The sequence below is a fragment of the Streptomyces sp. NPDC051133 genome (assembly GCF_040682635.1).
Classification (GTDB): Bacteria; Actinomycetota; Actinomycetes; order Streptomycetales; family Streptomycetaceae; genus Streptomyces.
The window spans coordinates 87,366-102,759 of the sequence record NZ_JBFBBK010000009.1; the positions used below are offsets into that span (position 1 = coordinate 87,366).

The window sequence follows — 15,394 nt, forward strand, 5'->3', positions numbered from 1 at the left end:
GGTGTGAGGACGTGTGAGGACCACCACGTCCGGCGAACCGCCGCGGGCAATGGCAGGCTTGGTCCATGCAACGATCGTTCGCCGTCCTCGCCGGGGTACTGCTCGTAGGAGCCTGCGCGCTGCCCGCCTCCGCCGCCGACGGCGACCAGGGGTTCACGATCAAGGACCCGCGGATCACCGAGTCCAGCGGGCTCGCCGCCTCGCACCTGCACCCCGGTATCTACTGGACGCACAACGACAGCGGTGACGGGCCGTACATCTACGCCGTGGACAGCAGGACCGGGAAGACCGTCGCCACCGTCACCCTGCGCGGGATCGGTTCGCCGCGTGACGTCGAGGCCATCTCCATCGGGCCGCACAACGAGATCTACGTCGGCGACACCGGGGACAACTACGGCGGCCGGTGGCCGTACGTGTGGATCTACCGGCTGCCCGAGCCCAAGGTGCTCAAGGACCAGACGGTCACGGCCAAGCAGTACGTGGTGAAGTACACGAACGGTCCACGGGACGCCGAGTCGCTCGTCGTCCACCCGAAGACCGGGCGCGTCTACATCATCGACAAGCAGGAGGACGGCGGTCACCTGTACGAGGGACCGGCCACCCTCTCCGCCTCCGGCACCAACGTCTTCCGGCCCGTGGCCCCCGTCGACCTCTGGGCCACCGACGCGGCCCTCTCGCCGGACGGCCGACAGCTGGTCGTCCGGGGCTACTTCGGCGGGATCTACTACGACTGGAACGGCGGGCGCATCCGGCGCGAGGGGCGGCTCGACGTGCCCCTGCAGGGGCAGGGGGAGGCCGTCACCTACTCCGCCGACGGGACCAAGCTGATGTACGGCAGCGAGGGCGCGGACAGCGAGGTGCAGGCGCAGGACGTGCCGGGCACGTCCGCGAGCAAGTCGCCTTCGGCCTCGGGGAGTTCCGGCTCCGGGGCCGGCATGGACGGCGGGAGCATCAAGATCGGCGCCGTCGTCCTCGCCGTGGGCGCGGCCGCACTCCTCGGGCTGCGGCGGCTGCGCCGGGGCAGATGAGGGGCGCGGGAGCGGGCGAAGGGCGCCCGGTGTTCACCGGACGCCCTTCACCGACGTGCAGGAGTCGTCAGAGCTGCTCGATGACGTAGTCGATGCACTTGGTCAGCGCCTCGACGTCCGCCGGGTCGATCGCCGGGAACATCGCGACGCGCAGCTGGTTGCGGCCCAGCTTGCGGTACGGCTCGGTGTCCACGATGCCGTTGGCGCGCAGCACCTTGGCGACGGCCGCCGCGTCGATGTCGTCGGAGAAGTCGATCGTGCCGATGACCTGCGAGCGCTTGGCCGGGTCGGTGACGAAGGGGCTGGCGAACTTGACGTCCTCCGCCCAGGTGTAGAGCGTGCGCGAGGACGCGGCCGTGCGGCGGACCGCCCAGTCCAGGCCGCCCTGCGAGTTGAGCCACTCCAGCTGCTCGCCCAGGAGGAAGAGGGTGGAGAGGGCGGGGGTGTTGTACGTCTGGTTCTTGCGGGAGTTGTCGATCGCCGTGGGCAGGCTGAAGAACTCCGGGACGTGCCGGCCGCTCGCGTGGATGCGCTCGGCGCGCTCGAGCGCGGCCGGGGAGAAGACGCCGATCCACAGGCCGCCGTCGGAGGCGAAGGACTTCTGCGGGGCGAAGTAGTAGACGTCGGTCTCGGCGACGTCGACCGGGAGGCCGCCCGCGCCGGAGGTGGCGTCCACGAGGACGAGCGCGCCCTCGTCGGCGCCGGCCACGCGCCGGATCGGCATGGCCACACCGGTGGAGGTCTCGTTGTGCGTGAAGGCGTAGACGTCGACGCCCGCCTCGGCCTGCGGCTCGGGGTGGGTACCCGGCTCGGAGGCGATCACGGTGGGCTCGGCCAGCCAGGGGGCGAGCTTCGCGGCCTTGGCGAACTTGGACGAGAACTCGCCGAAGTTCAGGTGCTGCGACTTGTCGTCGATCAGGCCGTGGGTGGCGATGTCCCAGAAGGCGGTCGAGCCGCCGTTGCCGAGGATCACCTCGTAGCCCTCGGGCAGGGAGAACAGCTCGGAGATGCCCTCGCGGACCCTGCCGACCAGGTTCTTGACGGGCGCCTGGCGGTGGGAGGTGCCGAGCAGGGACGATCCGGTGGCGGCGAGGGCGTCCAGCGCCTCGGTGCGCACCTTGGAGGGGCCCGCGCCGAATCGTCCGTCGGCGGGCTTGATGTCAGCGGGAATCTGGATGTCGGCCACGAGTCGGAGGGTATCCGCTGGGCGAAACGGGACGGAACCGTGTCCGTCCGATGAGACGAGACCGCCGCGCAATGGACTTGTGAGGTTGTACGACGATCAGTGCGACGTTGTGGAAAACTTTCGGTGACTGTCCGTGAGCGGATGCATCCTGGACGCATGACGGATCTCTCGGGTCTCGAAGCGGAGCTGCGCGGTGCCGTCCGGGGCGAGGTCGGCTTCGACATCACCTCCCGGTCGCTGGTCACCATGGACGCGTCCAACTACCGGCGGGTCCCGCTGGGGGTGGTCGCCCCCCGGGACGCCGACGACGTAGCGGCCGTGCTGGAGGTGTGCCGGGCGCGCGGGGTGCCGGTGGTGGCGCGCGGCGGGGGCACGTCGATCGCCGGGCAGGCGACGGGCACCGGCGTGGTCCTCGACTTCACCCGGCACATGCACGGCCTGCCGGAGCTGGATCCGATCACCCGCACGGCCGTCGTCCAGCCGGGGCTCGTCCTGGACCGTCTGCAGGAGGCCGCCGCGCCGCACGGGCTCCGCTTCGGCCCCGACCCGTCGACCCACAGCCGCTGCACGCTCGGCGGGATGATCGGCAACAACGCGTGCGGTTCCCACTCGGTCGCCTGGGGGACGACCGCGGACAGCGTGCGGGAGCTGTCCGTCGTCACCGCGCGCGGGCAGCGGCTGCGGCTCGGGCCGGGCTGGGCGGGTGCGCCCGAGGGGCTGCGCGAGCTGGCGCAGGGGGAGTTGACCCGGCTGCGGACGGGTTTCCCGGAGCTGCCCCGGCGCATCTCCGGGTACGCGCTGGACGCGCTGCTGCCCGAGAAGGGCGCGGACGTCGCCCGCTCCTTCTGCGGCTCCGAGGGCACGCTCGGCATCCTCACCGAGGCGGTCGTGCGCCTGGTGGAGGCCCCCCGCGCGCGAGCCCTGGCCGTGCTGGGATACGTCGACGAGAGCGCCGCGGCCGAGGCGGCCGCCGGGCTGCTGCCGCGCGGCCCGCTGACGGTGGAGGGCATGGCGGCCGATTTGGTGCGCGCGCCGGCGGGGCTGCCCCGGGGAGGCGCCTGGCTGTTCGTGGAGACCGGCGGGGAGTCGGAGGCGGAGGCACGCGCGCAGGCCGAGGCGATCGTCCCCGCGGCCGACGTGGTCGACTCCCTGGTGGTGACCGACCCCGCGGCCCAGCGGACCCTGTGGCGCATCCGTGAGGACGCGAGCGGTACGGCGACCCGCATGCCGGACGGCACGGAGGCGTGGCCCGGCTGGGAGGACTGCGCGGTGCCGCCCGCCCGGCTCGGCGCCTACCTGCGCGACTTCCGCACCCTGCTGTCGGCCCACGGCCTGCGCGGCACGCCCTACGGCCACTTCGGCGACGGCTGCATCCATGTCCGCATCGACTTCGACCTGCTCACCGGGCCCGGCGTCGGCCGCTTCCGCCGCTTCTCCGAGGAGCTGGCCGATCTGGTGGTGTCCCACGGCGGCTCGCTGTCCGGGGAGCACGGCGACGGACAGGCCCGCGCGGAACTGCTGCCGCGCATGTACGGCGAGGAGACGGTGGCCCTGTTCGAGCGGGCCAAGGCGGTCTGGGACCCCGACGACCTGCTCAACCCGGGCATGCTGGTTCGTCCCGCCCCGCTCGACGAGGGCCTCCGCTTCTCCGTCCTGCCGAGCCGCCCGGTCGACGTGGCCTTCGGCTACCCGGCCGACGGCGGCGACTTCCGCGCGGCCGTCCGCCGCTGCGTGGGCGTGGCCAAGTGCCGTACGACGACGGCGTCCGGGCCCGCCGTGATGTGCCCGTCCTTCCGGGCGACCGGAGAGGAGGAGCACTCCACCCGCGGCCGGGCCCGCCTGCTGCACGAGATGCTGGCGGGCGAACTGGTCACGGACGGCTGGCGGTCCCCGGAGGTCAGGGACGCCCTCGACCTCTGTCTGTCCTGCAAGGGCTGCCGCTCGGACTGCCCGGTCGGCGTCGACATGGCCACCTACAAGGCGGAGTTCCTGTACCACCACTACGCCGGCCGCCGCCGGCCCGCCGCCCACCACAGCATGGGCCGCCTGCCTCAGTGGCTGCGCTGGGCGGCCCGGACGCGCTCGGCCCCGCTGCTCAACGCGCTCGCCTCGGTCCGGCCGCTGGCGCGGGCGGCCAAGCGGCTGGCCGGGATCACTCCGGAGCGGGAGATCCCCCGGCTGGCGACCTCGACGTTCAGCGGGTGGTGGCGGGCGAGGAGGCCGGCGCGGGGCACCGGGGAGCTGGTGACGGTGTGGCCGGACACCTTCACCGAGCACCTGTCGCCCTCCGTCGGCCGGGCCGCCGTCCGGGTGCTGGAGGCCGCGGGACTGCGGGTGGCGCTCCCGCCGACACTGGTCCCGCGCGGGGGAGCGATCGGCGACGGCAGGACCCGGTCGGTCGCCGCCCTGCTGACGGCCCGCCGGGGCCGGGTCTGCTGCGGCCTGACCTACGTCTCCACCGGCCAGCTGGACCGCGCCCGTGCGGTACTGCGCCGCACGCTGGACCTGATGGAGCCGGTGCTGCGGGCCGGGGTGCCGGTGGTCGTCCTGGAGCCGAGCTGTGCCGCGGCCCTCCGCTCCGACCTGCCCGAACTGCTCCCGGACGACCCGCGTGCCGCCCGGCTGGCCGCAGCCGTCCTCACCTTCGCCGAGACCTTGGAGCGGCATGCCCCGCACTGGTCGCCGCCCGCCGTCGACCGCCCGGTCACCGGCCAGACCCACTGCCACCAGCACGCGGTGCTCGGCGACACCGCCGACCGCCGGCTGCGCGAGTCGGCGGGACTGACCGGTGAGTTGAGCGGAGGGTGCTGCGGCCTCGCGGGCAACTTCGGTTTCGAGCGGGGCCACTTCGAGGTGTCCCGGGCCTGCGCGGAGGACCAGCTCCTGCCGGCGCTGAGGGAGGCCCCCGAGGGCGCGCTGGTTTGAGGAGCCGGTGAGCGAGACAGCGCCGGGCGAGGGGGAGGCACACGAGGACGAAGCGCGCGGAGGTGAAGTGCCCGCGGAATACGGCCGGTTGGCGGTCCTCTCCGACATCCACGGTGTGCTGCCCGCCCTGGAGGCGGTCCTGGCGGAGCCCGAGGTGGCCGCCGCCGACCGGATCGTCCTCACCGGGGACATCACGGCGGGCCCGCAGCCGGCCGAGGTGCTGGACGTGCTGCGCGAGCAGGGCGACCGAGTGCTGTGGCTGGCCGGGAACGCCGACCGGGAGCTGGTGGAGTACCGGCGCGGGGAGCGCACGGAGATCCCCGACCCCATCGGCCCGTTCGCCGCGCGGGCGCTCCGCGAGGAGCAGGTCGGCTTCCTCGCCGCGCTGCCCCGGACGCTCACCCTGCGCGTCCGCGGCCTCGGTGCGGTGCTGTTCTGCCACGCCACCCCGCGCGACGACGAGGAGCTGGTGCTGGTGGACTCCCGCCCCGACCGCTGGGCGGAGGTCTTCGCAGGCCTCGACCCGGGCATCGGCACGGTCGTCTGCGGCCACACCCACATGCCCTACGTCCGCCTCGCCCAGGGCCGCCTGGTGGTCAACCCCGGCAGTGTCGGCATGCCCTACGGCCGCCCCGGCGCCCACTGGTGCCTCCTCGGCCCCGGCGCCGACCTGCGCGTGACGCCCTACGACATAGCGGCGGCGCGAGCCCGGCTGATCCGGGAGTGCGCCTACCCGGACATCGCGGCGTGGTCCGACTACTTCCTCCCCGCCCGCGCGACGGACACGGAGGTCCTGGCGGCCTGGGGACCCAAGGACGGCCGGGATGCGTAAGGAAGCTCCCAGCTTCATAGGAGAATTCTCAGCTTCGCACGAGTCTCTCAGGAATCACCCAGGTATTCACAGCGGCCCTTTGCCAATTTTGCCGTTCTGGCCCCTGGTCGGCGTGTAGCTTTTTCGGTGTCGGGTTCCGGACGCGGAATTCGGCATCACACGTACAGTGCGACCCAAGGAGTCGGAATGAGCCTCAAGAAGCTCGCCCCGCTGCCCCCGAAGCCGAAGAAGCAGCTGCCGCCCACGCCCCCGGCGAAGCCGAGGAAGAAGCACGCGCCGAAGCCGCTGCCCAAGCCGCTGCCCGGCCAGGACCGCTGAACCGGCTGAGCGAGCGGTGATGTGAGGGGGGCCGATGGTGCACCGTCGGCCTCCCTTTTTCTTTTCCCCGATCGGACGGTCGGTGATGTGTGACGGAAAAAGCGGAGGGAATGCGCATGGAATTCGATGAGGCCGAGGAATCCGAATACGAGGACGCCCCGACCATTCCGGCCCGCACCGCTTTCCGGCGTTTCTGGCCGCTGACCCGGGGGCTGCGCCGCTGGCTGTTGCTGGTCTGGCTGTGCACGGTGCTGGCCGCGCTCGCCGAGACCGAGGCCGTCCTGCTGTTCGGCGATCTCACCGACCACGCCCTGGAGAAGGGCTCGCCGGCCGCGTTCTGGTCCCCGGCGGCGCAGTGGCTGGGTGTCGCGGTGCTCGGGGCCGTCGTCGGCTACGCGGGTAACTCGCTGGCCGCCTGGGCCACCGAGCGGTTCGTGATGCGCCTGCGCGAGCACGTCTTCGACCATGTGCAGCAGCTGCCGCCGCACTTCTTCCAGCGGCACCGCCAGGGCGATCTGCTCTCCCGGCTGACCAGTGATGTGGAAGCGATCGAGACGATGGTCGTCTCCGGGCTGATCGGCGCCGCCTCGGCCGCCTTCTCCGCCCTCTTCTACGCCGCCGCCGCGTTCTGGCTGCGCTGGGACCTGGCCGCCGCGACCTTCGTCCTCGCCCCTCTCTTCTGGCTGGCGGCCCGCCGCTTCTCCGGCTCCATCAAGGACGTCTCCCGCGCGGGCCGGGTCGCCGACGGCGCGATCACCTCCGTGGTGGAGGAGTCCCTCGGCAACATCGTCCTCACCCAGGCCTACGGCCGCCGGGACGCCGAGCGCCGCCGGCTGCACGAGGAGGCGACGGCCTGGTTCCGTGCCTCCGTCCGCTCCACCCGCCTGAACGAGGCCTACGAGCAGCTCGTGCAGGTCATCGAGACGGTCTGTGTGCTCGCGGTGATCGGCATCGGCGCCTGGGAGATATCCACCGGCCGGATGACGCTCGGCCGGCTCCTCGCCTTCGCCGCTTTCCTCGGCTACCTCTACCCGCCGGTGCGCGGCCTCGCCCAGCTGGGCCTCACGGTCACCGCGGCCACGGCGGGCGCCGAGCGGCTCATCGAGATCCTGGACGTCCGGCCCTCGGTCACCGACCCCCGCCGGGGCACGGAGACGGGCCGCCCGTACGGCACCGTGGAGGTCCGGGACGTCGCCTTCCGCTACCCGGGCGCGGACCGGACCGCCCTGGAAGACCTCTCGTTCACGGTCAGCCCCGGCGAGCTGGTGATCGTCACCGGCCCGAGCGGCGCGGGCAAGTCCACGGTGTCCAAGCTGCTGCTCCGGTTCTACGACCCGGACGCGGGCGAGGTCCTCCTCGACGGCGTGCCGCTGCGCGACTTCCCGCTCGCACGTCTCCGCGAGTACGTCACCCTGCTGCCGCAGGAGACCCTCGTCCTGCACGACACCGTGCGCGCCAACATCGCGTGCGGCCGGCCCGGCGCGAGCGAGCAGGCGATCGAGGAGGCGGCGCGGGCGGCCGACGCGCACGACTTCATCGTCCGGCTCCCCGACGGCTACGACAGCCGGGTCGACCCCCACTCGGCCCGGCTGTCCGGCGGCCAGCTCCAGCGCCTGGCCATCGCCCGCGCCATCCTGCGCGACGCCCCGGTCCTGGTCCTCGACGAGCCGACCACCGGCCTGGACGCGCTGGCCGCGCGCCGGGTGGTCAAACCGTTGCGCCGGCTCATGGCGGGCCGTACGACGATCGTGATCACGCACGACCTCAACCTCGCCCCCGACGCCGACCGCATCCTCGTCGTGGACCGGGGCCGGATCGTGGAGACGGGCCGGCACGAGGAACTGCTCGCCCGGGGCGGGGCGTACGCACGGCTGCACCGCTCGCAGAACAACGCGGTGACGGACACGGGCGAGCTGCGCATGCCGTTGTGGGAGGAGGGCCGGGCCCCCGCCCAGGCCCAGGCGTACCCCACGGTTCACGCGTACGGGCAGGAGTACGCGGCGTACGCCCCGGCGGAGGGCTGGGCCCGGGACAGTTCCTAAAAGGGTTCACACACCTGTCCAAGTCCATTACCCTGGACTCGGCAGTACATCGCGATGAACGAACTCGATCAAGAACCTGGACCGCCCGTGACCGCCACCCCCAGCACCGCCCCTCCCGGCACCGCCACGCCGACCCCGGTCACTCCCGTGGGAGGTCCGGGCCGTCTCGGCTCGCTCGGGCCCGTCGGGCTGGTCCTGGCCGGCGGGATCTCGGTGCAGTTCGGCGGCGCCCTCGCGGTGACCCTGATGCCGCGGGCCGGTGCGGCGGGCGTGGTCACCCTGCGCCTGCTGGCGGCGGCGATCGTCCTCCTGCTGGTCTGCCGCCCCCGGCTGCGCGGCCACTCGCGCACCGACTGGGGCACGGTGATCGTGTTCGGTATCGCCATGGGCGCGATGAACGGCCTCTTCTACGAGGCGGTCGCCCGCATCCCGCTGGGCCCGGCCGTCACCCTCGAAGTGCTCGGCCCGCTGACCCTGTCCGTGCTGGCGTCCCGGCGCGCCATCAACATGCTGTGGGCGGGCCTGGCCCTGCTCGGTGTCTTCCTGCTCGGCGGCGGGGGCTTCAGCGACCTCGACGGCACAGGTGTCGCCTTCGCGCTCGGTGCCGGAGCCATGTGGGCGGCGTACATCGTCTTCAGCGCCCGTACGGGCCGCCGCTTCCCGCAGGCGGACGGCCTGGCGCTCGCCATGGCCGTGGCGGCCGTCCTCTTCCTGCCCATCGGCATCGCCTCGGCCGGCACCCGCCTGCTCGACCCCACCACCGCCGCGCTCGGTTCGGCGGTGGCCCTGCTCTCCTCGGTCCTGCCCTACACCCTCGAACTCCTGGCCCTGCGCCGCCTGCCGGCGTCCACCTTCGCCATCCTGATGAGCCTGGAACCGGCCATCGCGGCCACGGCCGGCTTCCTGATCCTCGGCCAGTCCCTCTCCGCCGCGGAGGCGGCCGCGATCGCCCTGGTCATCGCGGCGAGCATCGGCGCGGTACGCACCCAGGTGGGCCGGGGCAAGACCCGCGTGGAGCCCGCCCCCGAGGCCTGAGGTCCTGACTTCGTCACAAGGCGCGACGGACCTGATCCCCTGTCAAGTCACCTCGCTAGGATTCATTCGCACGTGTGACGCGCTGTGCAACCGGTAGGGGAAGGCGGTTGACGGGGGATGGGCTACGTCCTGCCCGGCTGGCTCGACGAGATCCTGGATTTCATCGGGATCCACTTTCCGAACGTGGACGAGGACGACTACCGCGAGATGGCGGACGCCATGCGGGAGTTCGCGGACAAGTTCGAGGGGCATGGAGCCGACGCGCACAAGTCGGTGGAGCAGATCCTCGCCTCGTCCAAGGGCTGGGCCGTCCACTCGATGCAGACCCACTGGGCACAGGTCAAGGCCGGGCACCTGGACAAGATCCCGGAGCTGGCCCGGCTGTTCGCCGACGCGTGCGACGTGGTCGCGGACATCATCTTCGGGATGAAGACGAAGGCCGAGGCCGAGCTCGCCGTCATGGCGGGCTCGGTGGGCCTGTCCGTCGGCCTCTCCTTCGTCACCGGCGGTCTGTCCGCCGTCCTCGGCGCCGCGGAGACCCAGGCAATGCGGCAGCTGGTCAAACGCATCATCGACGAGGCCGCCGACCGCGTCGTGGACGAGTTGGTCGCCAAGGTCACCGGACCGGTCAACGCCAAGCTGGAGGCGATGGTCGAGGACGCGGTCCTGAACCTGGCGAACGACGCCTTCTCCCTGCCTCCTGACCCGACCGGCACCGGCACCGGCAACGGCACCGGCACGGGTACAGGCGCGGGCAGTGGCGGCGGGAGCGGCGCCGGTGGTACGGGCGCGCACGGGCACGGACACGGCGGCATGCAACTGGCCTCGGCGGGCGGCATGGGCGGCGGCTTCGTGCTCGCCTCCGCGGGCGGTGGCGGAGGCGGCGCGGACCTGTTCATCGACCACGAGGAGTTCGAGAGCGGCGCAGGCCGGGTCTCCTCGCACGGCAGCGAACTGCACCTGGCCGGCTCCGGCCCGCTCGGCCGGGCCAGGGGTGCCTTCGGCCGGACCAAGGGCAGGGACCCTTTCACCCAGGCCTTCGACTCGGTCCTGGAAGGCGCGCTGCACGGCTCCGAGAAGGCCCTCAAGAAGATCGCCAAACACGTCACCGAGACCGTTCCGGACCGGGTGAGGGCCGCCTCCCGGTCGCACAAGCAGAACGACCTCGGCATCCGCACCAAGATCGACGGCATCGGACTCGGTGAGGGCGGAGGTACGGGCGGGGGCAAGCACGGGCGCCCCGGCCCGGAGGATGGCCCCGGACTCCACCCGGCGGACCTGTCCAAGCAGGCCCGCGCGATGAACAACAGGCAGCTGTGCGGCGACCCGGTGGACATGGCCAGCGGGCAGATGGTCCTGGCGCAGACCGATGCCGATCTGGCCGGCGTCCTGCCGCTGACCCTGCGCCGCACTCATCTGACGGGGTACCTCTCCGGACGCTTCTTCGGCCCGTCCTGGTGCTCCACACTGGACGAGAGACTCGACGACGGCGGCGGTGCCGCGGGCGGTGCGCGGTGGTACCGCGAGGATGGCTCGATCCTCGTCTACCCCCGGCTCCCCGATCTCGTGGGCGACCGGGTGCAGCCGGCCGAGGGTGAGCGTCTGCCCCTGACCTACGTCAGTGCAGGCGCGACGTACGTCCTGACGGTGGACGACCCGCACTCCGGCCTCCGCCGTTGCTTCGAACGGTCCCCGGCACACGACGGCGTGTGGTGGCTCACCGACATCGAGGACCGGAACCACAACGCCATCGGCATCGAGCGCGACGACGCCGGCACTCCCACCGCTGTGACCCACACCTGTGGATACCGCATTCGGGTCGATGCCTCCCCTGGGGGCGACCGCGTCACCGCCCTGCACCTGCTCACCGAGGACGGCCCGGTCCGGCTGCGTTCCTACGGCTACGACGACGCGGCCGACCTGGTCGAGGTGCGCAACGGCCTGGACGTCCCGACGGGCTTCACCTATGACCCCGCACACCGCATCACCGGCTGGCACGACTCGCACGGCACCACGTTCGCGTACGAATACGACGACCGCGGCCGCGTCGTCGCCACCCGGGGCAGCGACGGCATCCTCGACTCCGGCATCACGTACGGCGCCCCGGACGCCGAGGGCATGACGACGGTCACCTACACGGACTCCCTCGGCCGTCCCACCGTGTACCACGCCAACTGGCGCGGCCAGATCGTCGGGGTCACGGACCCGCTCGGGAACACTGTCACCCAGCGTTGGGACCGCTACGACCGCCTGCTGAGCCGCACGGATGCGGCGGGCGGCACCACCGAGTGGACGTGGGACGAGAACGGCAACCTGATCGCTGTCCGAGAGGCCGACGGCACGGTCACCACCGCAGAGTACGACGGGCGGGGCATGCCGGTCGTCATGACCGGCCCCGACGGAGCCGTATGGCGGTGCGCGTACGACCGGGCCGGCAACCACACCGAACTGGTCGCACCCGACGGCACGGTCACCCGTTTCACCCACGACGAGCGCGGTGCCATCACGGCGATCACCGATGCCCTCGGCGCCACCGAGACATTCCGGCCCGACCCGGCCGGTCTGCCGATGGCCCGCATCGACGCCCTCGGCCACACCTGGACCTTCACCCGTGACGCGTTCCGCCGGCCCACCTCGATCACCGACCCGTTGGGCGCCGTCACGCGTCTGGAATGGGACGCAGAAGGCCACCTGCTGCGCCGTGTAGAACCGGACGGCACCCAGGAGACGCGCACGTACGACGGCGAAGGCAACCGCCTGACCGAGACGGACGCGAACGGCGGAACGACCCGTTACGAGTACACCCACTTCAGCCTGCTCGCGGCCCGGATCCAGCCGGGCGGTGCGCGCTACGAGTTCGCCTACGACACCGAGATGCGCCTCACCGAGGTCCGCAACTCCAAGGGGCAGAGCTGGTCCTACACCTACGACCGGGCCGGGCGGGTGGTGCGCGAGACCGACTTCGACGGCCGGACCCTCACCTACACCCACGACACCACCGGCCGTACGATCGCCCGTGCCAATCCGCTCGGGCAGACCGTCACCCAGCGCTACGACGCCCTCGGGCGCCTCGTCGTGAAGGATGTCGACGGGGCCGTCACCTCCTTCGCGTACGACCCGGCGGGCCGTCTGCTGCGCGCGCGGTCCCCGCAGTCCGCGATGGAGCTGGAATGGGACGTGCGGGGCCGGCTCACCGCCGAGACGGTGGACGGTCGTACCCATCGCTACACCTATGACGCCGTGGGCCGCCGCATCGGCCGTACGACGCCCGGCGGCACGGTCACCCGTCAGACCTACGACGCGGCCGGCAACCGTACGCGCATGGAACTCGCGGACCGGCCGTTGCGCTTCACGCACGACGCCGTGGGCCAGGAAGTCACGCGCACCTTCGGCCTGTCCGGCCGCGCTGTCACCCTCGCCACCTCCTGGGACGCCGTCGGCCGGGTCAGCGAGCAGACTCTGCTCAGCCAGGGGCGAACCCTGCGTGCCAGGGCCTACACCTACCGCCCCGACCACCGACTCCTCGCGGTCACCGAACAACGGACGGGGGAGCACAGGCAGTTCTCGCTCGACCCCGACGGCCGCCCGCTGGCCGTCGAAGCACGGAACTGGACCGAGCGGTACCTCTACGACAGCGAAGGCAACCAGACCGAGGCCTCCTGGCCCGACCGGGCACCACACCCCGACGCGCGCGGTCCGCGGGACTACGACGGGACACGGCTCCGCTCGGCAGGTTCCCTGCAGTACACCTACGACGCGGCCGGCCGTGTCGTCGAGCGCCGGCGCAAGCGCCTGTCCCGGAAGCCGGACGTCTGGCGTTACACCTGGGACGCTGAGGACCGACTCACGTCGTGCACCACACCCGACGGCGTGCTGTGGACGTACACGTACGACGCCTTCGCGCGTCGCACGGTGAAGCGGCGCCACGCGGCGGACGGGACAGCGGTCGAGGAGACCGTCTTCTCATGGGACGGGGGCCGTCTGTCGGAGCAACAGGACAGCATCACGGGGACGACGCTGACCTGGGAGTACGACGGGGTCCGGCCCGTGGCGCAGACGGAGCGGCGGCGGGCGGGTGACGACCGGGAGGACCTCGACTCCCGTTTCTTCGCGATCGTCACCGATCTGATCGGCACCCCCACCGAACTCGTCGGCGAAGACGGGGAGATCGCCTGGCACGGCCGGGCCGGCCTGTGGGGCTCTACCGCCTGGAACCGTGACGCGACCGCGTACATGCCCCTGCGGTTCCCCGGCCAGTACGCGGACCAGGAGACAGGACTCCACTACAACCACTTCCGCCACTACGACCCCGAGGCCGGCCGGTACCTCACCCCGGACCCGCTCGGGCTGGACCCCGCACCCAATCCCGCCGGGTACGTGGACAACCCGGCGACCATGTCGGACCCGATGGGGCTCGCGCCGTGCCTTCAGTCACTGGAGAACATGGCGCAGCAGATCAACAACCTCATGCCGCCGGGCATAGCGCGCGAGAGGCAGACCGTCGCCGTCATCCACGCACACACGCCGAACGGTCCCGTGACCTTCGTGGCGGGCACAAGCAAGAAGAAGCTCAACCCGGCCCAGGTGAAACTGGCCAAGCAACTGGGGCTGATCCCGCTCCCCAACGACCAGTACCTGAAGATTCCCAAGGGCGAGGAGGGCGGCCACGCCGAACAGAACATCCTGCACTTCCTGCACCGGAGGAACCTGGCGGACCGCCAGTCGGCGGCGGAACAGGGCATCACCGACGCGAAGGACAACTGGCTGCCCACCCACGGGGCGGCGTCGAAGAGCGTGTGCAAGGAATTCTGTGCGCCGATCGTCCGCGGTACCGGCGGGGCTATGTTTGGACTGGTGCATCCCAAGACCCACGGCACCCAGCAGACACAGTTCTACTGGCCCGGACGCCACTCGCCCGTCTGAACCCGAAACAGAGGTAAGCAGATATGCCCACCCGCCTCACCGCTGAGCTTCTGGCCGAGGAGGACTTCCCCGGGTTCGGCGAGCGGTTCATGTGGTACGACGCCTTTCTGACTCGCGCCGGTGCGAACTGGCTGATCGCGGAGGCCGAAGGGGAGCTGGTCGTGGGGCGCGTCGCCGACGACCCCTCTCGGGTGCTGGGAGAGGCCCGGCGGTGGCCGTTTCCGTTGCCCTCCGGACAGCAGGGTTTCGCCTCTCCGCTGCCGGACGGGGGCCTCGCCGTGTGCGGAGGCGGTCGCGTGACGGTGTACGGGGCCGACGGCCGGGTGCGCTGGACGCAGGAGTCCGAGGAGTGGCAGGGCAGCGGCGGCTCCGCGTCATGCGTCGCCGATCCGGCGGGGGCCCGGTTGCTCGTGACCGTGCCTGGGCCGGAAGAGGCTGCCGGCACCTACCTGGGCGATCTGTGCGTCGCGTTCGATCTGGCCGACGGCCGCCGGGTGGCCCAGGCACAGCTTCCGTCCGCCTCGGCCGGTTACGCGTTCAAGCAGTCGATCACTCATCCGTCGCAGATCTTCCTGGACGCCCTGCAGGGAGACACGTTCTTCACCTTCGCGGTGACCCTGCACGGCGAGGAGCTCCGGGCAGACCCGATCGGCCTGCCGACGGAGGTGATCGCCGGGCTGAGCCTGGGGGGCGCCTTCCTCCAGCTGGACGTCGGCGGCGAGTGGCTCACCCGGTACGAGCCGGGGCAGCCGGACGTCTGCGCCGAGGCGGAGGAGGTGCTGCCGGACGATCTCCGCTTCGTCGGATACCGCACCGGCTTCCTCGACAAGGACCGTGTCCTGGCCGCCGCGGCCGAGGAAGAGGACTCGGAGGACAACCGCCACCTGATCCTCGACGGCCACACCCTCCAGCCGGTCGCCGAGCTGGACTACCCCGGCACCGCCTGCTTCGACCCGCTGGCGCTGGGGGACGGAACATGGCTGACGGCGCAAGAGGACGTGGTCCGCAGGTGGCGGGTGGCCGACGCTCCGTGACGGGGACGCCGGGCCGGTGCCCGCTCCGCCTGCGAGCATCGTGGCTCTCCGCCAGACTCCTGAGTGGGCCG

The 15,394-nt window shown here is 71.9% G+C and carries 9 protein-coding genes; 8 read left to right on the top strand and 1 reads right to left on the bottom strand.

The window, feature by feature from the left end:
• Nucleotides 1-65 precede the first annotated feature (65 nt).
• Nucleotides 66-1,028, top strand: a complete 963-nt coding sequence (locus AB0N17_RS12390) for a WD40 repeat domain-containing protein (RefSeq protein WP_366011172.1) — start codon at nt 66-68, stop codon at nt 1,026-1,028.
• Nucleotides 1,029-1,095: 67 nt separating this feature from the next.
• Here AB0N17_RS12390 and serC read toward each other — a convergent pair whose 3' ends face one another.
• Nucleotides 1,096-2,214, bottom strand: coding sequence for a phosphoserine transaminase (gene serC / locus AB0N17_RS12395; protein ID WP_366011175.1), 1,119 nt, complete (start codon nt 2,212-2,214; stop codon nt 1,096-1,098).
• Nucleotides 2,215-2,370: 156 nt separating this feature from the next.
• Between serC and AB0N17_RS12400 the strand changes: the two genes are divergently transcribed.
• The 7 genes from AB0N17_RS12400 (at nt 2,371) to AB0N17_RS12430 (ending at nt 15,323) form a co-directional block, all read left to right on the top strand.
• Nucleotides 2,371-5,139, top strand: coding sequence for an FAD-binding and (Fe-S)-binding domain-containing protein (locus tag AB0N17_RS12400; protein WP_366011176.1), 2,769 nt, complete (start codon nt 2,371-2,373; stop codon nt 5,137-5,139).
• Between the two features lie 67 nt (nt 5,140-5,206).
• Nucleotides 5,207-5,971: a metallophosphoesterase family protein gene (locus AB0N17_RS12405; RefSeq protein ID WP_366011282.1), complete on the top strand. Its 765-nt coding sequence runs from the start codon at nt 5,207-5,209 to the stop codon at nt 5,969-5,971.
• Between the two features lie 186 nt (nt 5,972-6,157).
• The gene (locus tag AB0N17_RS12410) at nt 6,158-6,289 is read left to right on the top strand and encodes a hypothetical protein (RefSeq protein WP_366011177.1); all 132 of its coding nucleotides are present in this window, start codon (nt 6,158-6,160) and stop codon (nt 6,287-6,289) included.
• A gap of 116 nt (nt 6,290-6,405) precedes the next feature.
• On the top strand, nt 6,406-8,331 hold the full coding sequence (locus AB0N17_RS12415) for an ABC transporter ATP-binding protein (protein ID WP_366011180.1): 1,926 nt from the start codon (nt 6,406-6,408) through the stop codon (nt 8,329-8,331).
• Between the two features lie 147 nt (nt 8,332-8,478).
• Nucleotides 8,479-9,366 (top strand): EamA family transporter, encoded by an 888-nt coding sequence (locus AB0N17_RS12420; protein WP_366011284.1) that lies wholly within the window; start codon nt 8,479-8,481, stop codon nt 9,364-9,366.
• 117 nt (nt 9,367-9,483) lie between these two features.
• Entirely contained in the window at nt 9,484-14,289 is a 4,806-nt protein-coding gene (locus AB0N17_RS12425) for an RHS repeat-associated core domain-containing protein (protein WP_366011182.1), read from the top strand.
• A gap of 23 nt (nt 14,290-14,312) precedes the next feature.
• Complete coding sequence (locus AB0N17_RS12430; RefSeq protein ID WP_366011183.1) at nt 14,313-15,323, top strand: hypothetical protein; 1,011 nt, start codon at nt 14,313-14,315, stop codon at nt 15,321-15,323.
• Nucleotides 15,324-15,394: the final 71 nt, after the last annotated feature.